Annotated in this window: 21 protein-coding genes and 6 pseudogenes; 13 read left to right on the forward strand and 14 right to left on the reverse strand. The window is 40.6% G+C overall.

Features of this window, described 5'->3' with window-relative positions:
* Positions 1 to 20 precede the first annotated feature (20 nt).
* Positions 21 to 119: pseudogene (locus J1G48_RS23265) on the reverse strand (DUF4102 domain-containing protein); the annotation flags it as partial.
* Positions 120 to 299: 180 nt separating this feature from the next.
* Positions 300 to 473 carry a hypothetical protein gene (locus J1G48_RS08605; protein ID WP_000957535.1) on the reverse strand — a complete coding sequence of 58 codons (174 nt, stop codon included), beginning with the start codon at positions 471 to 473 and terminating at the stop codon, positions 300 to 302.
* Between the two features lie 47 nt (positions 474 to 520).
* Between J1G48_RS08605 and J1G48_RS08610 the strand changes: the two are divergent.
* Positions 521 to 625 (forward strand): annotated as a pseudogene (locus J1G48_RS08610) (DUF520 family protein); the annotation flags it as partial.
* Positions 626 to 682: 57 nt separating this feature from the next.
* Here the strand turns inward: J1G48_RS08610 and J1G48_RS08615 are convergent.
* The 5 genes and pseudogenes from J1G48_RS08615 to J1G48_RS08635 form a co-directional block, all read right to left on the reverse strand.
* Positions 683 to 2,413 (reverse strand): hypothetical protein, encoded by a 1,731-nt coding sequence (locus tag J1G48_RS08615; RefSeq protein WP_000669119.1) that lies wholly within the window; start codon positions 2,411 to 2,413, stop codon positions 683 to 685.
* A gap of 56 nt (positions 2,414 to 2,469) precedes the next feature.
* The gene (locus J1G48_RS08620; RefSeq protein WP_077904895.1) at positions 2,470 to 4,164 is read right to left on the reverse strand and encodes an SEL1-like repeat protein; all 1,695 of its coding nucleotides are present in this window, start codon (positions 4,162 to 4,164) and stop codon (positions 2,470 to 2,472) included.
* A 683-nt stretch (positions 4,165 to 4,847) separates the two neighbouring features.
* A pseudogene (locus J1G48_RS08625) lies at positions 4,848 to 5,126 on the reverse strand (transposase); the annotation flags it as partial.
* Between the two features lie 85 nt (positions 5,127 to 5,211).
* Positions 5,212 to 5,679, reverse strand: a pseudogene (locus tag J1G48_RS08630) (phage integrase N-terminal domain-containing protein); the annotation flags it as partial.
* 474 nt (positions 5,680 to 6,153) lie between these two features.
* Entirely contained in the window at positions 6,154 to 6,678 is a 525-nt protein-coding gene (locus J1G48_RS08635; protein ID WP_001219023.1) for a peptidase, read from the reverse strand.
* 542 nt (positions 6,679 to 7,220) lie between these two features.
* On the opposite strand from J1G48_RS08635, the gene J1G48_RS08640 reads away from it, so the two are divergent.
* The 6 genes from J1G48_RS08640 to J1G48_RS08665 all read left to right on the forward strand — a co-directional run bounded on the left by J1G48_RS08640 (position 7,221) and on the right by J1G48_RS08665 (position 11,308).
* A complete protein-coding gene (locus tag J1G48_RS08640) occupies positions 7,221 to 8,096 on the forward strand; it encodes a DUF6387 family protein (protein ID WP_000166861.1) in 876 nt (291 codons plus the stop codon).
* Positions 8,097 to 8,246: 150 nt separating this feature from the next.
* Positions 8,247 to 8,465: an AlpA family transcriptional regulator gene (locus J1G48_RS08645; RefSeq protein ID WP_000240779.1), complete on the forward strand. Its 219-nt coding sequence runs from the start codon at positions 8,247 to 8,249 to the stop codon at positions 8,463 to 8,465.
* Between the two features lie 81 nt (positions 8,466 to 8,546).
* Positions 8,547 to 8,837, forward strand: a complete 291-nt coding sequence (locus J1G48_RS08650) for a hypothetical protein (protein WP_000687681.1) — start codon at positions 8,547 to 8,549, stop codon at positions 8,835 to 8,837.
* Between the two features lie 44 nt (positions 8,838 to 8,881).
* Positions 8,882 to 9,178 carry a hypothetical protein gene (locus J1G48_RS08655; protein WP_001091329.1) on the forward strand — a complete coding sequence of 99 codons (297 nt, stop codon included), beginning with the start codon at positions 8,882 to 8,884 and terminating at the stop codon, positions 9,176 to 9,178.
* Between the two features lie 245 nt (positions 9,179 to 9,423).
* Complete coding sequence (locus J1G48_RS08660) at positions 9,424 to 10,695, forward strand: nucleotidyltransferase (RefSeq protein ID WP_000102010.1); 1,272 nt, start codon at positions 9,424 to 9,426, stop codon at positions 10,693 to 10,695.
* A gap of 64 nt (positions 10,696 to 10,759) precedes the next feature.
* A complete protein-coding gene (locus J1G48_RS08665; RefSeq protein ID WP_000369761.1) occupies positions 10,760 to 11,308 on the forward strand; it encodes an SLATT domain-containing protein in 549 nt (182 codons plus the stop codon).
* 91 nt (positions 11,309 to 11,399) lie between these two features.
* Here the strand turns inward: J1G48_RS08665 and J1G48_RS23270 are convergent.
* From J1G48_RS23270 to J1G48_RS08685, 5 genes and pseudogenes are all read right to left on the reverse strand, one after another.
* Positions 11,400 to 11,676: pseudogene (locus J1G48_RS23270) on the reverse strand (IS481 family transposase); the annotation flags it as partial.
* Between the two features lie 47 nt (positions 11,677 to 11,723).
* Positions 11,724 to 12,128 carry an H-NS family nucleoid-associated regulatory protein gene (locus J1G48_RS08670; RefSeq protein WP_001287371.1) on the reverse strand — a complete coding sequence of 135 codons (405 nt, stop codon included), beginning with the start codon at positions 12,126 to 12,128 and terminating at the stop codon, positions 11,724 to 11,726.
* Between the two features lie 160 nt (positions 12,129 to 12,288).
* On the reverse strand, positions 12,289 to 12,768 hold the full coding sequence (locus J1G48_RS08675; RefSeq protein WP_001233370.1) for a DUF4756 family protein: 480 nt from the start codon (positions 12,766 to 12,768) through the stop codon (positions 12,289 to 12,291).
* Positions 12,769 to 12,853: 85 nt separating this feature from the next.
* Positions 12,854 to 13,645, reverse strand: coding sequence for a hypothetical protein (locus J1G48_RS08680; RefSeq protein ID WP_000735917.1), 792 nt, complete (start codon positions 13,643 to 13,645; stop codon positions 12,854 to 12,856).
* Between the two features lie 30 nt (positions 13,646 to 13,675).
* A complete protein-coding gene (locus J1G48_RS08685) occupies positions 13,676 to 14,410 on the reverse strand; it encodes a replication/maintenance protein RepL (protein WP_001095779.1) in 735 nt (244 codons plus the stop codon).
* Between the two features lie 1,359 nt (positions 14,411 to 15,769).
* Here J1G48_RS08685 and J1G48_RS08690 point away from each other — a divergent pair.
* From J1G48_RS08690 to J1G48_RS08705, 4 genes are all read left to right on the forward strand, one after another.
* Complete coding sequence (locus J1G48_RS08690; RefSeq protein ID WP_001059614.1) at positions 15,770 to 16,039, forward strand: hypothetical protein; 270 nt, start codon at positions 15,770 to 15,772, stop codon at positions 16,037 to 16,039.
* An 84-nt stretch (positions 16,040 to 16,123) separates the two neighbouring features.
* The gene (locus J1G48_RS08695) at positions 16,124 to 16,510 is read left to right on the forward strand and encodes a hypothetical protein (RefSeq protein WP_001226498.1); all 387 of its coding nucleotides are present in this window, start codon (positions 16,124 to 16,126) and stop codon (positions 16,508 to 16,510) included.
* A gap of 55 nt (positions 16,511 to 16,565) precedes the next feature.
* Complete coding sequence (locus J1G48_RS08700) at positions 16,566 to 17,528, forward strand: hypothetical protein (protein ID WP_000399004.1); 963 nt, start codon at positions 16,566 to 16,568, stop codon at positions 17,526 to 17,528.
* A gap of 51 nt (positions 17,529 to 17,579) precedes the next feature.
* Positions 17,580 to 19,190: a class I SAM-dependent methyltransferase gene (locus J1G48_RS08705; RefSeq protein ID WP_000276246.1), complete on the forward strand. Its 1,611-nt coding sequence runs from the start codon at positions 17,580 to 17,582 to the stop codon at positions 19,188 to 19,190.
* Between the two features lie 77 nt (positions 19,191 to 19,267).
* Here J1G48_RS08705 and J1G48_RS08710 read toward each other — a convergent pair whose 3' ends face one another.
* Together J1G48_RS08710 and J1G48_RS08715 are read right to left on the reverse strand one after the other, a co-directional pair.
* On the reverse strand, positions 19,268 to 19,645 hold the full coding sequence (locus tag J1G48_RS08710) for a hypothetical protein (RefSeq protein WP_000734572.1): 378 nt from the start codon (positions 19,643 to 19,645) through the stop codon (positions 19,268 to 19,270).
* 32 nt (positions 19,646 to 19,677) lie between these two features.
* Positions 19,678 to 20,150 (reverse strand): annotated as a pseudogene (locus J1G48_RS08715) (DUF4755 domain-containing protein).
* Between the two features lie 434 nt (positions 20,151 to 20,584).
* Between J1G48_RS08715 and J1G48_RS08720 the strand changes: the two are divergent.
* On the forward strand, positions 20,585 to 21,115 hold the full coding sequence (locus J1G48_RS08720) for a lipoprotein (RefSeq protein WP_000722542.1): 531 nt from the start codon (positions 20,585 to 20,587) through the stop codon (positions 21,113 to 21,115).
* Between the two features lie 10 nt (positions 21,116 to 21,125).
* Positions 21,126 to 21,389: a hypothetical protein gene (locus J1G48_RS08725; protein ID WP_000430094.1), complete on the forward strand. Its 264-nt coding sequence runs from the start codon at positions 21,126 to 21,128 to the stop codon at positions 21,387 to 21,389.
* Positions 21,390 to 21,448: the final 59 nt, after the last annotated feature.

Consider the following 21,448-nt stretch of genomic DNA (forward strand, 5'->3'; position numbering starts at 1 on the left):
CTTGAGCGCCTGACCCACAAGCCCGGATTAACAAGCAGATACCGACCGTGAGAATCGATCAGCTTAAAGGGGTTATCAGAAGGCTTGATACTGAGGATTTTCGCGTCGGACAGGGATATAGGGTGGTCACGCCATTATCGAACTCATAGCGCCACGAGTGGCGCGGAAAGCCTTCATCATCATAGTGGCGCACGTCGGTAAAGCGCACCAGCCGGTGCTCGCCGTTCCATTCAAATCGGTGCTCCCGGCACTGCGCCTTGCCCCAGCGGTCAGCGATGGGATTGCCGAACTCGTCGTACTCATAGTGGTGGTCTGCCCTGTAGCAGCAGGCGGTCGCCTTTGACTTTCGCCTGATGCTCGCCACCTTCGGGCGGCATGTTCATGCCCAGCAGGTTGTCGTCGTCGTCAAAGCTGAACTCCTCGTGCAGGGCGTTCCAGCGCGGGTCTTCCGGCAGGCGGTGTTGGGTCAACATTAATATCTTGCGGTAATCTCTGTGGGTTTGGATTCGAATTTACGTTAGTGCGTGTGACCGGTAAATCCCGCGACGATCTGCAGGCAGCGATGGTGCTGATGCGCGGCGGCAATCTGGGCCAGCCGTTCCAGTTCAAAAACTTCCGCGATTGATTTTTCCCGCCCGCCGCCTTCCCGCATGTGAGAAAGGTGGCCGGGCGGGTAAATCGATTAAGGCGTGGCTTTTTTAGGCTCTGCGGCCTTGTTATACAACGCCTGAATCAGCGCCTGCTGTTCCGCTCCCGGTATGATACCCAATCTGTGAAAAATATTCCCAATCTGATAAAGCTGCTGATTACCGGTGTCGTCCTGGCGGGTAATCGACGCCTGCGTGGTTAATTTTTTCAGCGTAAAGGTAATATGTTCCTGACACTCGGGCGTGTTTTCAGAACAAATCTGGCGTAACAGCATCAGGTTTTTATTATCGACCCTATCTGCGTTAATCATCAATTCCCTTGCCTGACTCCACTGTTTTGCATTCATGTAGTGGTCGATCATCGCCTCCTCTTCGAGAGAGGGAACGTGCTGGTGTAACACCCGTTTGGCATTCACCGTGTCGTTGCCATAGCCGTAAAGCTCTGCAAGTCTTTGAAAGGAACGCGACATATCTTCATCAGGCCAGGCTTTTGCTTGGCTGAGGTAAATCGCCTCGGCGCTGACGGCTAATTTTTGCGCTGCCTCAGGATGGCCAATTTCTTTGAGTACTTCACCTATTTCATTTGTTGCATCTTCCCATTCGGCGAACGTCAGGGTTTGCGCCTCGGCGGAGAGGGTTGCGATATGCTTTTCCGCCACAGCATTCTGCTTATGCTGAAAGAGATTCTTCAGCGCTTTGATTTTGTACTCGTAGCAATACCTGTCGTCGTAGCAGGTATATTCCGGCGCGCTCATCAGCAAATCGATACGCTTATTCATCAGCGCAACATCATCAAGCTTGCTTAATAAATCAATCAGCTCCATTTCAATGCGCGGCGAAGGGGCAAAATTGAATATTTTATCGACCTGCGTCACATAGGTTGAAAGCGTCTCCTGATAATTCTGTGTCAGCTCGTTTTTCTTATAAAAAGAGAGCAATCCCGGTAATGAATACTGGAAATAGCTTCCTTTATTGCCGGTTGCTTTGCGCAATCTCGCAGACAACGCCATCGCCTTCTCTTTATTACCCGTGGCGTAATAGATCTCCATCAGGTCGAGATACTCCTGATAACGGTAGGCTTCAGCACTCGGTTGTTGAGCAATAGCCGTATCAAACATTTTCAGCGCGCTATCTGCGTAAACCAACGCCTTTGCGGTGTCGCCCTTGGCATGGTACTGCTTCGCAATAATAAGCAGCATTTTTAGCTGAGTATAAGGAACAACAATTTTATCAGCGTAATTTTCATTATAAATAGCGGCGGTTTTATCAGGATCTGAGTGCCAGGATTTTAAAACCGTGGCTAAATAAAAATTCCTCGCGTCGGCATTTTTGCTAAGAAGGGCTAAGGCTTTTTCAGGCTGTTTGCGATTAACCCAGCCATCAACGTAGCTCTCGTAGGCGGTAATGCTCGACGGTTTATCGAGACCAATTTTGGACAGGAAAACCATCGCGGCATCCGGGCTATTATTTTCAGCGATCCACGAGGCCTCATGGTTTAGCGAAAACTTCGCATCATTCGATTGTGTGTCCAGCTTTTTCAGTAATGCATCCGCACGGCTCATCGGGCCGTACATAAACAGTTCCCTGTGTAATTCAAACCAGGCTGCCTGCGATTTAAAAGTGGTGTTTTCATTTAAAGGGACGGCATTTTGCAGTTTCTGTTCGACAACTGACCAGACATCAGGCGATTGCTGACTTTGTGCAACGCTCTGATAAGAGTAAAAAACCGTGGCGGCTGTGAGTAATGTGGCGAATTTAAATTTCATAGCAACGTGTATCCTTTCAGTTCCGTTTGAATAGCCTCTTTACAGCAAAGTCATATTTACTTAGTTTGAGGCGTTAATTCCTTTAAGGCTGCCAGTGCAGGTTTGACGCCGCCTTTTACCGCCGCTGTAAGATGAAGTTTGGCTTTGTTGAGGTCTTTCTCAACGCCATCACCATTCCTGTACATGAGTCCAAGGTTATAGTGCGCCTGAGCATTTCCCTGGTCAGCGGATTTTTTAATCCACTTATAGGCTTCCGGCAGGTTTTTCGGCATTCCTTCGCCGATAAGATTTAAATATCCCACTTCTAACTGCGCATCACTTTCGCCAAGCTCTGCCGCTTTGAATAAATAGGAGAGATATTTTTTGCTGTCTTGCGTTACGCCATCACCGTCGTTGTACGCATAGGCCAAAAAGAGAAGCGCGCCGGGATGATTTTGCTCTGCGGACTGAGTTAACCATTTCATCGCCGCATCGTAGTTTGTGCATTCAAACTCATACTTACCTAAATGATATTGCGCAGTGCTGTCACCCTGCTTTGCCTTATTGGTGACGTCAGTCGGCGCATATAGCTCTGAAAGCTCTTCATCGTTGTGGTAACAACGGATGTATTTTATGCCGTCTTCATCATAGGCTTCTTCTGTACCTTCCTTGTCGCCATCGACATAGGGCAGCGCACTTAAGACCTTACCCGTACGATCGTTAAACTCTCTTTTCAGGCCGTTTCTTTCATCATTAGCAAACATAACCTCTTCAACAAGTTTACCGGTACGTTCGCTCCAGCGGCGATCGGCTCCCTGCTTTTTATCGTCTTTATATTCGGTGGTATAGGTGAGTTTGCCCTGTTCATTCCAGTGCTTAGCATCCCCATTTAGCATACCGTTTTTATAGGGATAGACTGATTCGCGGTGACCATTTTCGTACCACTTTTCGGAATCCCCGTCTAACACATCATGTTTATACATTTTGGATGAGGCAGGCTTTCCGTTGCTGAACCATTCTTTGACCGCACCATGTTTACGGCCTTCACTATCAAAAGAGGATTCTTCTTTGGGATGCCCATTTCCATACCAGCTCTGAGCAGAAAGCTGTTTGCCATTTTTATAAGTCGCTTTAGAAAGGAGTTTGCCCTCTTCACTGTATTGTTCGAACGTTCCGTCGTTTTCACCTTGGTTATTTCTGTGGTAAACACCACGAATTTTACCGGTAGAATAATATTCCGTACTGGTGCCGACAATGGTGCCTTTTCTGTATGAATATTTCCCCTTTATTTTCCCATCAGGGAAATATTCAAATGCCGGGCCTTCCAGTTTCTGATTTAAATAGCTGTGTTTTTGTTTTAAAACGCCGTTATCATAAAAATGTGGGCATTCGCCATCTTTAATTTTACCTTGGGCAAAGTAACGTTTACTTTCAACGGCTCCGTTTTCATGGTATACGATGTATTCCCCTTCGGGTTGACCATCTTTAAACGTCAGCGTTTCCGCTATTTTGTCTTTTTCATCAAAGTAAGTTTCAGCTTTTCCGTCACGCTTATTTTGCGCATTATAATGATAAATATTTTTGAGATTGCCGCTTTCATAGAAAGATTTAAATACAGAAACACGTTGTCGGTTAGCGAAGTTTTCTTCGTTGGTATAGCCTTCAAAGGCTATCTGTTTACTCTGCATCACCTCCCCTGTTTCTTCTGAGGATTCCAGATACCAGCCGGTGACTTTCCATAATTTTTTCTCTTTGTCATAGGGGAGGGGCATATGGACTACTGTTGTTGCCTGACGTTTAACCGTCGGTTGCAGTTCATCATCCAGCCACAAGTCAGACGATCTTTTCATGTATTCGGCACCGCACAGCGCTTCGGTACATAGCTCGATTCCAGTCAGCATGGGCGTGCCGCCAGCATCGCACTGATCGACCGTCAGGTAAAAATAACGGTCATCGAGAATAGCCGGTCTTAAACTGCGTATTTTATTAATATATTCTTCTGTCGTCAGTCCCATTGATTCTGCGCGCGCAGAAAGGGTATTAGTATTACAGGGTGTTTTATCTTTAAAATAATAACGGTCGGCGAGTAAAAGTTTCAGGTCACTGCTAATGGCGGTTTTATTAAAATCGATATTTTCAATTTGGGCGATGAAATTAACGGGTTTGGATTCTGTACTGGGGGATTGTTTTGCACATATATTCGCGCAATATAATGAAACTATAATTGTTATGAATATTTTCTTCAAGATGTTCTCCTTGTATGAATAATAACTCCCTGAAACTTATTTCATGCTATAGAAACAAAGAGTTAATGTAAAGGATGCGAGGAGCATATTCTGGCAGGAGAGAGTTTTCTTCAGTTACCAGTAAGAATAATTTAAGTATTACGAGCGCGTTGTTTTTAATTTGATAATAACGCGCTGATGATTATTAACGATTATATACCCAATAAACCTCAAGATGCGGGAGTGAGCACCTGAAAGTGATCTTTAATTCGGGATGTCAGTGAGTCCGCTATATCCGGCAGCCTCTGGTTAAAAAAGACAGATATTGCGTCCCTGAACTCTCGCGTACTGCTGAAGTAGCGATTATTCCGGGCATGTTCGTTCATTAATTTCCACATTCGTTCTATCGGATTCAGGTTTGGACTGTAAGGGGGAAGGTAATGCAGCCTGATATTTACCACCTCCGCCCAGTCTTTCACTAACTGTGAACGGTGGTAACCTGCTCCATCCGCTGCTCGCTCTTAGCCAGCTGTCAAATTTGCCCATACACCTGCGCCACATACCGCCCACGCCCGTCCCCATGCCCCAGATCCATTGCACACTCTGCACCGCTTCCTGTGAACGTAAGCCCATCAGCCTCGCCAGTTCCAGCGCCGCCGCCAGTCCCGGATCTTTCATGCGGGCCGTCTCCAGCACATGATGATAATGTTCCGGCGTGATCGCCTGTCGCGTCCCGCTGCGCGATGCACCAGCCAGACCCAGCGATTTATTAGTCAGCCACTCATGCTCTGCCACCTGTTTACGCCCGGCCTGTTGCAGAACAGCGCGCAGCGAGGCCATTTCATTTTGCAGCGTGCGTTTGCCGATCCCCTGCGCCAACCTTTCATGAATATAGCTTTCAATGTGGCGCACCTTAATCTGCGCAACCCGCTGCATATGGACGTTCAAAGCCCGTAAGTGATGATCGAAACGCTGCACGATATGAATGCAATCGTTCACCGTTTTATGGCTACCGCCACAGTGCTTTGCCAGTGCCTTCATTTCACCACCTAACTTGCCCATACACTTCTCCTATGATTTTGAGAACACAAACAGTCTCCGGCGTATGCTCTTTGGCTGCGCCAGAACGATACCTTTACGCCGGAGTGGCAGTTTGTTGAGGTATAGGGAGTTTCAGACTGTACGCGGTACAGGCTGCCTGCGTGAGCAGAAATTCTCCGGGGCATCAGCCCCCCCCTCGGTATCGATCTTTTTCTCTTCTTTCTTGCTGACAGCGGCCCCAAAAAGGCGTGTCAGATTCGGGAATGAACGCCGGAACCCCGAAAACAGGGGCATGGCGCGGTGTAGTGGTTGTGCGTCACTTTGTCGCTTTGCGCGACGAAAGTGACGCACCGGTTGAGTGCCGGGCGCGAAAGATCGCGGATTCTGGCGCAGATTGACGGTCACGCGGCAGCAAAGCCGGACGTCTTTGCAGGCCGCAGCCCGTAAAGTAAAAGGCGCTGATGTGGTAACAGGTGCCGGGTGGAATCGCTTCCGTCACGGTGCAGCATTGACCAGAGATCTGGCGCAGGTACCATCGAGATACTCTTTCAGTTCTTTGGTACCGAACGTGTCGATAGCCCGCTGAGCTGCGCCAAGATTAGACGCCAGCTTGTCACCGCCAATGTCTTTATCGGCTTTAACTGCCGCAGCCCAGTCTTCTGTTTGCTTCTGCCATGACTCCGCTTGCTGTTGTTGCACTCCCGCCAGCACTTTCGGATAGACGTCCACCAGCTTCTGCGCCTGCTCCTGCGTCAGGTTCAGTTCACGCGCCACTGGTTCGAACTGCGCCAGCGCGCTGGTATCGAGTTCCTGACCTTCAGGGGCGGTGAACGCGTATTTCTCCGGCGCGCCGGGCGGCGTTTCTTCTTTCGGTGGAGTGGGCTTATTGGGATCGGCGGGTGGGTCGTGTGGTTTTTCAGAAGCGGGACCATCTGACGGTGGATCGGCGGGTGGATTTTCTGACGGTTTTCCTGTACCCGGATCGGTCTGCGTGCCGCCAGCGGTATCGGTTAATGCCATAGGAGGGGGCTCTATTTACTCAACGAACCGTGAGGCCCCGATTAAGCCCCAAAAACTATGGATGTCAAAAAACCCGGCAAACCTTATCAGATCAACCGGGTAAAGATAATTTCTTGTTTTTTAAACGTCTCCGGACTCGCCAGGATGTCCCGAAACTAAAATCTGGCTCCTCTGACTGGACTCGAACTTCATCTGTAGCTCCTGCTGTTAGTGGCTTTCAAAAAATGGCGTCTGTTTTTACCATCATATTTACCAGCATTTTTAATGCTGTATTACCATAAAGTCAATTACTATCAATTAGTTATGACAATACACTTCACTGAACCTTACTGAACGATCTTCCTGTGCTGCTATAAATTTTATCTCGTTTATTCAACAGATTACCGCTATTGCCCGATATGTTTCCTCCCGGAAAGATAAGTAAGGGCAGAAGAATACGTTATGACCAATGCTGAGATAGCCAGCCATCTTTATTCCCTTTCTCTATGCTGCTGGATGCGTTAACGTCAATGTAATGAACATCAACATTTTTAGGGAAAAGAATGACAAAAAGATTGCCTGTCGCGGAGATAGTGGAAGCATTAAGCAAATGGTTTGATGTTAGCCGCTATGATGCGCTGAAAAACCTCACTCTGGAACAAATTTATGCGGAACTGGAAAGGCGCATGTTTGCCTACAAAGCCAGACAACAATGGGAAACACTGGATGATAAGCATCGTAATGCCGTTATTCACCATGATGCGATGATCCACTCTGGCAGGGTCTTGCTGGAGGATAAATGGATCTCTGATAGCCACATGCTGGCTCATAGCTATGCCGTCAGGCCAATGACAAGGGATTCACTGTTTAACTATGGACGGGCAATGTATCGACTGGAGAATACACCTCCAGAAGAAAATGTTTCAGTGAGTTCGGATTACATATCTGAATACCTGAAACAGGGAGGGCTGAACCCTGCTAACAAGATGCTGATTGAAATTGATTTGGAAGAAGCCAGTAGCGACGATCTGGCTGAACACCTGAAAGTGCTTATCAATCAATGGCAGAAGCACCTGAAAGTGCCTAAACCACCGGAAAAAGATTTTCGTTTTGGTCATAAAACATTCCAGAAGATACTCGATTACAAGATTATCCCTCTGATGGACCTCATAGCTTGGGAACAGCTCAACAATCAGAAAATCAAATACCCTGTATTGGCTGGTATCCTGCACCCTGATATGCGTTATGCCAGAGGTAGCGAGCAAATCAAAGACACTGATTATCCGCTTGCCCACGGTTTTTTAAACAATGACAATTATTTCAAGTCACTGAATGATTTTTTCATAAAAAACAATCTGGTGAAAAACTCACCTATTCTTGATGTCATCGCAATGAATGACAAACCAGAAACAAAAAAGAAAACAAGGGACATCCACTAACCCTGAACTTCCCCTGTATTCATATTATATAAACATCCCCTAAACTCACTGGTCCTGAACATCCCTCCGGTTCAGGACTGGTGAACCAACCTAGTTTTTTACAAGCGATCTCCATACAATTATCTCCATCGAATAACACAGGAGATAAATATGGTTAAAAGAGAAATAAAAGCAAAGACAACGTTTATCCGTTTGCCAGAAGTAATAAAACGCACCGGATTTGGTAAAACGTGGATTTACGAACTGATTAAGGCCGGGCGTTTTCCATCTCAGGTGAAAACAGGGATAAGAGCAGTGGCATTCATTGAAAGTGAGATTGATGAATGGATTGAAGCGACTATTCGAAACTCACGCCAGAACGCAGCATAAAAACAGAAATAGGATCTCGTGTCGAACAGATATCTGTTCGTACAGGGCATCTTATTACCCTAAACAATAATGGAGAAAAACATGAAGATAGAACTTATTACAACAAAACAGTTTATTGAACAAGCCGAATGTTATTTCAGGAACTATATGGACGGATTGCGGAGGAATGCACCAGATGATTTTTATTATTTTCTCAACAATAAATACAATATGAATGACATTATGGAAAGTATCATTAAAAAAACGAGATATTATTTTTATGATGACACCGAAGAAGGCAAAAGGAATCGGATTTATGGAGAAGTAAGTCACTGTAAGGTAAAGCAACATCTTCGTCAGCTTTGGATTATCTATAAGTGTGTATACCGCTAATACTACAGCATTTCATTTTTAATATTAACCAAAAGGAAAAGCCAATGAATACATTTAAAAATAAAACTACTGAAATCTTTTATGTTGTGTCCTTGCATATCTATGCGGAGCTTTTTAACTCAAAGGATAAAACAACCAGTAATATGATTATGACGCATGTAATGGATCATGAGTTTGTCTGTAGGCTAATCGATCTGGCAATGAGGAATGCTGAGAAGCATCTTCTGAAAAAAGCATGGAAAAAAAACGCTGCTGAAAAACTGTCAGAGGTGGATTTTAAAGGGGTTAAGCAGGCATTAGCCAAAATGCACTACACCGTTCTGGCAGAGTCAATATGTTGATGTGTTCTGACGTATACCGGCCCCTTCATGGGGCTGATAACCGGACAATTAAGGTGCTGTTCTGCGGCGAGACTTGTTTTGCTGCTGTTCGAAGGTTGGACTAATGTCTGACAACTGGTCAGGGCACTCTATTTATAACTATAAATTTGATTGAGATCATTTTTTAATAGAAAATTAGCGTATTACACATTGATAATCTCTTTTATGGAAGCATATGTAATTGATGACCTTAACAAGGAAATTACATGAGCACCGCAACTGACTTTAAGACACTCCTCGACAATATAAAAATAGATAATGCAGGCCAGATTAGTAAAAGGTATGGTCGTATAACTAAGGCTTTGAACCAATACTTTTATAACTTAGATTCTAAGACAGCCAATTCACTACAGGTTGGTTCCTATGGGCGCTTCACAGGGATTCGAGGGATCTCTGATCTTGATATGCTTTACTTTCTACCTGCAACTGCATGGCCAAGATTCCGAGATCGACAATCGTATTTATTACAGGTTGTGAAAACAGAAATCAAGAAAACTTTCAAAAATACAGATATTCGCGGTGATGGGCAAGTTGTTGTTGTTAAATTTAAGAATCAAGAGGTTGAGGTAGTTCCTGTATTCAGTAATGAAGATGGCACTTTTACATACCCGGATACACATGATGGTGGATCGTGGAAGGTATGTAACCCTAGGGCCGAAATGTCGTCTTTTAGGGCACTGAATGATGATAGGAAGGGACATCTGAGACGTCTATCTAAAATGATTCGAGCATGGAAAGCTCGTCATGAAGTTGAGATAAGTGGATTCTTAATTGATACACTGTGTTATAATTTTTTCTCTAATCTAACTGAATATGATGATAAGAGTTTCAAAAGTTATGATCAACTTTCGCTTGATTTTTTCACTTTCTTAGAGAATGAAGGTGACCGAGTATTTTATTATGCTCCCGGTAGTCGCTCAAAAGTGAGCGTAAAAAAATCATTTAATAAAGTAGCAAAATTAACAAAAGAATATTGTGAAGAAGCTTTATCTGCTACAAGTGAAAACTCAAGAAACTTAGCTTGGAAAAAAGTTTTTGGCAGGCCTTTTCCAAATTATACGACAAAAGCACTCAGTAATGTCAATGTATCTGAACAGTTTATTGAAGATCAATATGAGATGAATTTATATGGTCATGTTTCGATAGAATGTGAGATTAGAAAGAATAATTTACTGGAAGCTCTTCTTTCAAATCTTCTTGGCGAAGGGCATGATATTAGCACGAATCGCAAGTTAAGATTCTATGTTGATGAGATAAATAATATATCTCACCCATATAAGATTAAATGGAAAATAAAAAATGTAGGTGATGAAGCTGAGCGCCGAGGAAATGTTAGAGGTGAAATTTTAGACGATGAAGGCGGTTCTGAGCGTTTCGAGACCGCAGATTTCTCAGGACCTCATTTTGTTGAATGTTATGTTATTTATGGTAATCAAGTTGTAGCAAGAGATAGAATCGACGTACCTATACATAATTAGTCCCACTTTATGTTAGGTTAGTGTTAAACTAACATTAACCTAACATATGATAATGGTGAGTCGGATGGATAATAATATATTAGAAGGGCAATTAAGAGAATGCTATGGAAGGGTCGTTTACACACATAAAACTCACGAGAAATGTGCAGATATCCTTCAAAAAAAACTAGGCTGCATGAAAAATTTACAGTTAGTTCTTTTAGCAATAACTACCGGTAGTTTTATAACTACAGTGGTGGGAGATGCTAAAACAGGTGCTATAATTGGGTCAGTACTTTCCGCTATCCTCCTATTTTTAAACTCATATTTAAAGGATTATGATTTAGGCTCTATAGCTCAAAAACACAGACAAGCTGCTGGGGATATGTGGTTAATCAGGGAAAGATATTTATCTCTTCTCACAGACTTGAAAATGCAAACTAAAAGTATCGAGGAAATTCTTAAAGAAAGAGACGCCTTGATGATTGAACTTTCTGCAATTTATATCGGAGCACCATCCACGAATTACAAGGCATATTCAATGGCTCAAAAGGCACTGAAGGAACTTGAGGATATGACTTTCTCTGATGAGGAAATTGATAAATTTCTTCCCACTGAATTGAAACGGAAATGAATTTATTTATTCATAGATTAGATAATTCGCATTGGCTCAAATCAGATCTGACAGTTATCAGTTATTTATACAGATATCTGTCAGATTCTATTTAGCTTAAATTCTTTTTAGCCCGAATGCGTTTTCCATCAGGTAATATTTTCATTGGTGTCCGGCCACAGCCCATTTTCCCCTGATGAATTTATTCATTATTATAGTTAACCAGCAATTCATCAAGATCTGTTTGTAATAATCCAAGAGAGCCTTCTCTTCCTTTGGCAGTCTCTATCTTCAGTACTGGCAGTGTCCTGAGACTAATAAAATGGCAATACACCACTTTTCAGTAAATCGGCCGCCGTAATCAACGTTTTGATTACGTAGAGCTTACAGCGAACGAAAGTAAAACCGCCAAATTAGATTGACGGTTTTATTGTGATCAGAGTGCGAAGTCTTCCAGTTTTTTACCTGCTTCGATAGCAGCAGCGATCGCTTTAGGAGTGCGACCCTGACCTGTCCAAGTCTGCTCGTTGCCGTTTTCATCTGTATATTTGTATTTGGCAGGGCGTGGAGCGCGGGTCGATTTGGTTTTAGGTTGGGATGAGCCAACAGCAGCAAGGAGTTCTGCCGGGTCAATACCATCTTCTAACAGTTTCTGACGGAAAGCTTCCAGCTTAGCCTGACGTTCTTCTTGTTCCTTACGGACGGCACTTTCTTCCTCACGACGATCTTCAACGACAGCGGAGAGTTTTTCCAGCATCTCTTCCAGAGTTGCCAGATCTGTTTCACGAGCATGTGCGCGAAGTGTACGAATATTGTTCAGTGCCTTGAGAGCTTCACTCATAGTATGTTGTCCGGTGTTTTAAAATAGGTGATTAATAAGGTTAATGTATATAATGCTGTTGAACAGTCAAAAAATACCAACCAGTAAATAATATAGTAAATATTATTGATTAAGCAATCTTAAAACATCCTATTTAACACGGATAACATAGGGCATTTCTTTAAAGAGACATTTTCCTGCGCTTCTGGCTTGATGGGGCGAACTCTGACGAGATGTGAGAGAGTTGATTCAGGCTTTGTTCTATGGAACGCTTGAACTCAACAGCGGCTTCTGTACGCTGTTTTATGACTAAGGCAATTATTTCTTCATCGCTTTTTTCTGAAAGTGCTTTACGGTATAACACGCGTTCGTTAAATAAATCGAGATTACCAGTTGATCTCGCTGATGTGTTAGCTTTTGAACTGCTAATAGGATTTAACTCGTCAATAAAGTATTCAATAAGAGATTCTCTCTTCTTTTCAAGTCTGCGAAGCTCAGTATGTGCAGACTTAAATTTTTGAGACTTAACCAATGGAATGTCATCAGAGCGTAGCCTACGATATTCATTCCTGTATTCATCTATCGAAATATGATTTTTTAGTTCTTTGACTGTATTTACGTATTCGATTAAATCACTGTTGTCTGTTTTTACTTTTCTCATAAACAATACCTCGGAAATAAAATAGTGGATATATTTATATTACGAGATATGGTTCAGGTGTCAAATTGGCATAGGCATAAAAACATTACTTGGTTTTATACCGTTCAAAAATAAGCTCGCCTGTATCTGTATAAATTTCTATTTTTCCTACTTTCCCATCAGTGCCTTTTATCGAGAAACGAATTAATCTTTCATTATGATATTTGTCTAACAGGTCTGGTCGTTCAGTAAAATATCTTGATTTTGTGGAGCGATCTTTCAGATAGTCGCAGCTTGAACAAACCTGCTTTTTGAAATCCTTCTCAGATAAATCACTTTCTTTTATTTTTGAAGAAATAAAAGCCTTTAAAGGTCGTTCATACTCCTCTCTTTCTTTAGCTTTGCGTATTTGTTCTTCTTTCTTGCGCTGTTCTTCAATACGGTAAAGTCTGCCTTGTTCTTCCTGCGCGCGTATTATATCCACTTCAATTATTTTACTAATGATTGAGGCAGGAACAACACTGATACCTTCAGACCACCCACGATAAGGATTATTGTTTTGTATGTTTCGGACTGTAGCAGATATTCTGTTTATATCCAGATCTTTATCAAAGGAAACAATACGTTGTCCGTTTTCTTTTGATATGAGTTTAGCCGTGTTCACAGGGGATTCAAGACCCTTTAATTTGAATGTGGCTACGGCACTGTTGCGACTTCTGTAATATAATGCTTTTTTCTTATCTCCAATATAGCATTCAAGATAAGAGAAAATCTTAAACTCCTGAATGCCAAATGTTTCCTCAAGCATGGTCATCTGCTCAGCTAATATATTTAGTATATCACTCTTGGATAGTTTTTCGTGGAGCTTAATCTCAAGAGAACCGGGTAGTTTTTTCATTGTTATTTCCTTGTTGTTGTTGTTATTTTATCAGGATACTTTCTGCATATGAGAGTCTGCGTCAACAGCGTTTCTTCTTGCTTCCTCATTTTCCTTTGTTCTTTTATATACTTTTCGTGGTTTATCAACATGTATGCTGTTATTGGGATTAGGAACAGCGTTATTCTTTTTCTTCTTACTGAAAACAAATGCGTCAGTATAGATTTCTTTTGTTTCAGTTTCTAAGAATAGGGTTCTTCTTTCACTTTTTGACATAGCTGAATAACTTTCTGGATACTGTTCTATTTCTGCGCAAAGATTGCGAGCGTTGCTCAACTGTTCTTTACGTTTCTGATCCAGTTGATGACTCATTCCTTTAGCGAAAATGTTAGAGTTGATATAGAGATGACCATGATGCTCGACGAGTATTCCTTTCTGTCTGAGTTTTTTAAAAATGTTAGACATATTACCGGAAGCGATATTCAATGCTTTGCACAGCGATGATTGTGAAAGATTGATCAGATTTCCAAACTCCATATACTCCAAGATATAGGTTAATACACGGAATTCATTCTTGGATATATCAAGATCAGAGAAAACACGAAAGTTGGAAGTAAAAGCAAATACATAAGGTTGTGAAAACGAAATAGCTTTATCTTCCTCAGAAGAAATGACTGTTGTTGATTTTATTTCTTTGTTTTGTAGTAAGCGTCTTGCGATATCAATCTTTTGCTCGGTAGTTAATGATTCAAATAAGTGTAATAGATCAGCATCTGGTGTATTCATATTATTCCCTCTTATTATTTTTGTTATATCTGTTTTAATACTATGCAAAAAAGTGAAAGTCAATAGTAGAACTATAAATAAAATAGAAAGTATATTTTTATGACAATGTTATATGTTAAAAAAACTATGTTCGAACATAGATCTTGCTATGTTCGAACATAGGACGGATCTATGTTTGAACATAGGAGTTTGCTATGTTCGAACATAGGAAAAAAGTTGTGAAGCCGCGATTTTACTGGTCCGGGACTATGCTTATAATTAAATAATTAGTAAGAAGTTAAGAGAGTCCAGTTTTACTTTTGCGTTATGTTTTAGTGGTTTTACAGAGGGTATTGTATTCCTTAATAACTGCTATCAGCGAAGTGATTGTTTCGAACAATCACGAACCGCTGCTTTTATTGTGAGAGCTTAATTAAGATTTCTTTTGTTTTATTAGCGTCTACGCCGCGATCTTTTTTTGGATAAATCCATCATTAACAGGGGCAAGCCCTGTCCAGCAAAGTGATTGTTGCCAACAATCACGAAGTGCTGCTACCAAGGATATAGTTTTCCTATGTGTTTAAGAGCAAATGCTATATGTCAGAGGGAAGATGGTATATTCAAGCATAAGATCTGAGTTCTAACTCGGTGGAGGGAATGATCTTTATACTGATCGCTTTATTTTCCATTGATAAAATATTAATAACTTATAAGTGAACAAGGAAAATAGTTTTATACCAGTATCAGGGGCGTAGCCGTGCGCCAGCACAATGGATGTATTTTCAAAAAATAATAATTGAATGTATCAGGTAAAAATAAATATCAATAAGCATAAGTAAGAGTGTTCTATAAACTGTTAATAAACCGCACAGGAAGCTTGGTAAGACCTTGGGAACAGAAATATAACACATATAACCATCTTCACACTTAAAGCTCTTATAACTGATTACAGGCACTAATTTTATATGGAAAAAATTATTAATTGAAAAAACATCTTTAACAGGGGCAAGCCCTGTCCAGCAAAGTGATTGTTGGCAACAATCACGAAGTGCTGCTACTAAAGATATAGTTTTCCTATACATTTAAGAGCAAATGCTATATGTCAGAGGGGGAATGCTATGTTTAAACATAGGATCCGAATTAAAATTTAAAAGGAAAATAGAACTGACTATGATCGAATACATTCGCTTATTACTTCATAGTAGTAAAATACAAAATGTCAGTTTTAGGGCGTAGCCGTGCGTAAGCACAGAGATAAAGATCTTTTCAAAAAGAAGTTTAATAATCAGTAGTAAAATCATAAATTAAATAAAAATATATTTGATTTTTACGCTTACGATAGAGTATTAAACAGTAATAAAATAATAAAAGGAAAATACAATGAACAATATCAAAATGATCACACTCTTCCATCCACATGACAAAACACCATTTATGATCTGTATTGTAAGCAAAGTAGAAGATACAGAACACGGATTGAAATTAACCCTTGAAAACGGCAACAACATTTGTGTCAATAATTATAGTCATTATCTTTTATCAGATTCTGTAAGTCGTTGTGATAAAGACAGGTTGAAAAATATTTATATTCGCTTGGTTTCAGAACTCACACAGATGAGTGAAGAAACTATAAAATCACAGATGTTATAAAATATTTATCAAAATATCATAAATATTTTTGATATTACGACTGGTTGCATGGTATTAAATAAAAACGATAACAGGAAAAATGTCATGCGGAAAATAAAAACAAAGATCTATATACCTACAACTTTAACAGGAAACATGGGTAGACACTATATCCCTGTTTTAGAGGATTTAAGAAAAACAATATACAGCGACAGAATATTATCAAGGCTTGCAGATAGCGGCAATATTGTTATCCACAGTTCAGTTGGGTATCCGGTTGCTAAATATAAAAACACGGGGATTAGCATAGGCATAGAACCATTAAATCCAATGATAAGACAAGATCTAACTCTTGGATATATCGTGGTAATCAGAAACGGAAAAGCATCACAGGAAGTTAATGGTTTACTTAACAGGTCATTGCCAAAAGCGATAAGCACTTTTAAGGACCATATTAATGAATATGAAGCAGCAAAAAGTAAAATGCTATAACAACCTATGATCTGGTAAAATATTTAATCTGATAACTACAGGAGGAGGATGAGCGATGGAAGGTCAGTTAATTTTTTGTTCCGATTCAATACTACGGTTTCAGTCCGATTACGATGAAACCGCTGCCGTTCCATTGCTATCCATCCAGAACGTCATAGCCGATACCGATCCGTTCTTTCTTCTCCGTTTCTTCCACCATACCGTTCTGATTGAAGAAGGAACAACGCTGGCAAGTATCTTTCTGGCAATAGAACCGTGGAAGGCTTTGTTAGCGGCTTATCTGGACAGAGATGTTGGTGCTTATATAGATGAGGTAAGAAAACCGTCCGGGCCAACGACATGGGATATTGAATGGATTGGGATTGATCGCCGTAGCATGGTTTACCGCGCTTATAAACGTCAGGAGATGCAGGATGGAGAGGATTTTTCTGACTATTTAAACCGGGAACGCGTTCTGACAGATGAATTTGAGATTGAAAGTGGCTGTGAGGCTTCTGGCTTCATTAAAGGTGATAAAGAACGATGGAGCATCAGTGGTGATGTTCACGAGATAAAGAATCTGCCTGTAATCCTCTATAGCAAACAGACATTGATGACTTCACCGAAAGACGGTTTGTTGAAGAAAAACATATCGGGTGTGAAGAGTTCGAAGCACAGTTGCTTCATTTATGGCGATACCTCGTTTTCTTTCAGTGAGGTTATGGAAGCCATCTTCATTAGCGGGCTGTTCTTCTATGCACCAAAAGACGCCGCCAGCAGTCTTGATGAGCTGAAAGCGAGTCTGGCTGAACTGGAAGAAGAACGCGCTGAAAATCCAAATGCGGAGTCGACTGGCAATGAAACAGATGAAGAACCTACCATCGTTGTAGCCGAAGGTGCATTTGATTCGCTCGCTGCTCACATGGAGTCTGAAAAAGCGGAGTGGCAATCCATTAAGAAGTTATGCCAGCAAGAAGGTGGGCTGCCCATACGCATTGGCAACATTAAAATGTCTGAGTCTATTCAGATTATACCTTAGTTGATATTTTTACTAAAATGTGAATGCTAAATCATAGAGTGGAATTTAATAATGTATAAAGAAGAAAATAAAAATATAGCTCGTAAAAGTGTTTTAAAAGCTGCGATTGAGGCGCTTACTTTGTGTAGAAAAGACTCGACTTTAGCTCCTAAAGACTATATTCGAAAAGTTAAAGCGTTTTATAGGAAAGACGAGAGTGATCCACGTGCGTTTATTGTTGATGAGTTATCGGAGGAAACAATAATTCGGTGGGAGGAATTCTATGATTCAGTGATTCAGGATAGGACTGCACGTAGTATTAAAGTCGCATATTTATCTGGGCCTAACCCTGAAAATGATTTAACTGAAATGACTGATATGGGGCTTTTGCCAGAAAATATTTGGGCATTTGAAAGTGATGCTAAAATATATAATGAGGCTGTAATTTCAGCACTTTCTTCAAAATTTCCGTTTATAAAATTAATTAAAGCTAATGTTGGGGATTTTTTTGAGGTGTCACCGCAGAAATTTGATCTTATATATCTTGATTTCTGTGGGCCATTGCCGAGTAAGAAAGCTGGTCAGAAAACATTAAAGGCAATAACATCAATATTAAAATATCATGCGCTTTCACCTCTTGGTGTTATGATAACAAATGTAAGTCTACCGTCAAAAGAACAAAACGCGAATGAACATAAAAATATCGTAAATTTAGTTGCGAGTTATCTCTATCCAAAATCAACACTGGAGAGTAATAATCCTGAATGGAACTGTACTGATGGTGCAATTTCTGAAGGTTATAGCCTTGATGAGTGGCATAAAAAAGTTGAATGTGAAATTGAAGATTTCTATGGGCAGTATATAACGAGATTATTAGTTGATCTGATTTCGGTGATCTCTCCATATGATAATTTCACCTCATCGCATTCTTTATATAAAAATATGTTTAAAATTTCTAATTACAACGATCTAACTAAAAGCGTAAATGATTTATTTCATTTTGATAGTAATGGGAATGGTGGGGATATTATAGTTGATTCAGGGCTATTTCCAATCCTTTGGACAATTGCATCAATAGATAAAAAATACAATAATAAAGATAAGAATTACTATCAAGATATTTATTGCGATGATGATTTTAACGATTATGCTCAGTCTTTTTTATCGCAAATGAGTGCTAATGGTAATGCTCATGATTTAATAAAAAACATTTCTAATATGCACTTTCTATTAAATGAAGGGCGTACAGAGAATAATTTCTATAGTGATTCTCTGCGAAATCTCAATAAAATAAATTGGTATCAAAAAGTTTATCCATTTTGTGATCTTTTTTTGTTTCATCAAATTAAAGAGGTTTTATTCAGACAGTTATCCGTACCTTATCATGTAAATATGGAAAAAACACTGAGATGGAAATACAAAGCAAAAGACACCAATATGTATATGGATATGTTGGTGCTTGATGAATGTCGTTACCTATACGATTGGATGCCTTCACTTGATATGTTTTATAGTGGGATGATGGATATCGAGAGGCAATTTAGTTTTAGGTTTATTCTTGATGCTGTAGCTAAGCATCGAATGGTTTATAATAATGAATTCTTTTATGGGACTGCATCTGTTAGTAAATTCGAAACTGATTATGTTGAAAAAGTATTGAGTGTTAGAAAGAATATAATCTAATCATATAGAGTAAGATCACTTCCTTGGGAAATGATCTTACTCATGAAGTTAGTTTTCATAAAAATAAAATGAAACCACTAATCAATCATACCTCGTGTAACTTTACTGGCTGTCTGACTAAAATTATAACGTTCCACAACATCACCTTTAAACCAGATATCCAGTGATTTAATGTGTGCCGTGCTGCTATTGGTCAATAGGGCAAGGCCGGGTATGTAGTTAGATAATTGGCTTTCTCCCGTCATACTTGAGTAGTTCCACATCTCCTGTCCATCATTCGTAGCGCGTGTCTGAGGTTCTCCAAAGGCAGCAAGAATTTCTCGTTGGGTAGTTTTACCCTTGACGATTTTTAATTTAACCGTCTGATGATTTTCATCAGTTAGAGATTTATTACCATGAACGGTACAGCCACCAAGCGGAAGTATGATAAAAATAGCAAATAATAATTTTTTCATTTTTGTTCTATAAATAGATGAAAGGTAACAGGTTAGAAAACATACTTTTTAAATACCAGCATCCACCGCTCGCAAAGTTCGTGATTTGAGGTGCTTTTATTTTTCAGGGGAACATTAACTTTCCACATGGGATTTTTAATATCATCGGTAAAATATTTAGACCAGACCGTTTATTAGCTGAAAGTTGTTCTCTCCAGTTAGCAATAGCCGCATTATTCATACCTCGTAATGTTCCATTGCCGTAAAACTTACCACCCTCTGAAAGCGTATAATTTATTTCCCGGATTTCATCAAAAGTATATGTGCTGTCTTTATCTTTATTGAAAATACGGACAGTATGTTTTTGAGTATCAATAACAATACCTGTCTGCTGGCATTCATACGAAAGAATGTCGCCGTCCAGAACTTCCGTAAAGCTGTTGTAGTGCTTTTTCTTCTGTATATCTGCTGCGGTCATGATAATGACGAAGAGCACCACTAAAAATACGATACCTGTTGCTTCCACTCTTACTTCCTCCATGTAAATGAGTTAAAGAGACTGAACCCGCTCACAGAGCTTTGCTTCGTTTTATACGTCCTACAGCACCAAACTCATGGCGTCGGTCTCGGCGTTGCAAGGCTATCAGAACTTGAAATTATGATCGATATAAAAGATCGATAATTAGTTATCGATAGATTATAACGATTGAAAGTGTGATATCGATCGGTTATTAATTGTTATTATCGATCGAATATCTATTTATGATAGTTAAAAACTATCATAAGATTGTTTTTGATCGTTTTAAACGATATGACGAGACGCTAAAAGAATTGAATCCTATCAATTGGTTAAGCGGTGGTTTTGCCATGTGATATCAGCCGGATCCCGCAACAACTCTAGCCCTGACCGGATTAGGTCAAAAAATATACGCAATTTTGATTATCAGGATGGATAAGCAGATGAAGAAGATTTTACTCGTTGCTGGCGCGGCTCTGGCGCTGGCGGGATGTGGTGAGAAAGGTGAGTTTGAGAAAGCGATCAATGCCAAGATTGGGCAGGACAAATACTGCTTCTCGCTGGATAACAATAACACCAGCTTCCCGATCCGTCTTGCCAAGCCACGGCTTGATTCGACTGGCACAGGGACGAATTCAGTGATCCTCGACGGTTTTATTGAGCAGGGCCTGATGGTTTTTGAACAGGGCTATGACTCGAACGTATTAGGGATAACAGAGGAAGGCAAAAAAGCCAAAGTCTGGAGCACAACAGACGGTGCCTGTGTTGGTCGTCGTGCTGTTGACGAGATTAAGGAATGGACTGAGCCGGGAAACGGTAATCAGAAAGTAGTTCGTGTGTCTTATACGTGGAAGCTGGTTGACGTTCCGAACTGGATTGACAAAAAGGCATTCGCCAGTGTTAAAGGAATGAATGAACCTGCTGATGGTGCAATGAATCTCTTTAAGACCAGCAATGGCTGGAAAGCCAATTAAGGAAACCAATATGGAAAACAATACCATCAAATGCCCGTTCTGTTTCAAAGAGAGCCAGCGTGGGGTTCACGTTTGCACAGGTTGCTTAGCGACTGTGTTATGTGGCACTTATCCCGGCTGGTATGCTGCTGTTGTTTTGTTGTTGACTTTTGGTTTATCGACGTTGATCGGTATGGCAGGAGCTACTATCAGCCTTCCGATAATTGCTATCGTAGGGTTTGTTGCTGGCAAAGTTATTTTTGCTGATAATGTAGTGTTTAGGCGAAGAATGTAATTAAGCATAAAACAAAAACCATATTCTTGATTTATAGGAGTATGGTTTATATCTATATA

The organism is Salmonella sp. SAL-020 (genome assembly GCF_017372215.1).
Lineage (GTDB): Bacteria > Pseudomonadota > Gammaproteobacteria > Enterobacterales > Enterobacteriaceae > Salmonella > Salmonella enterica.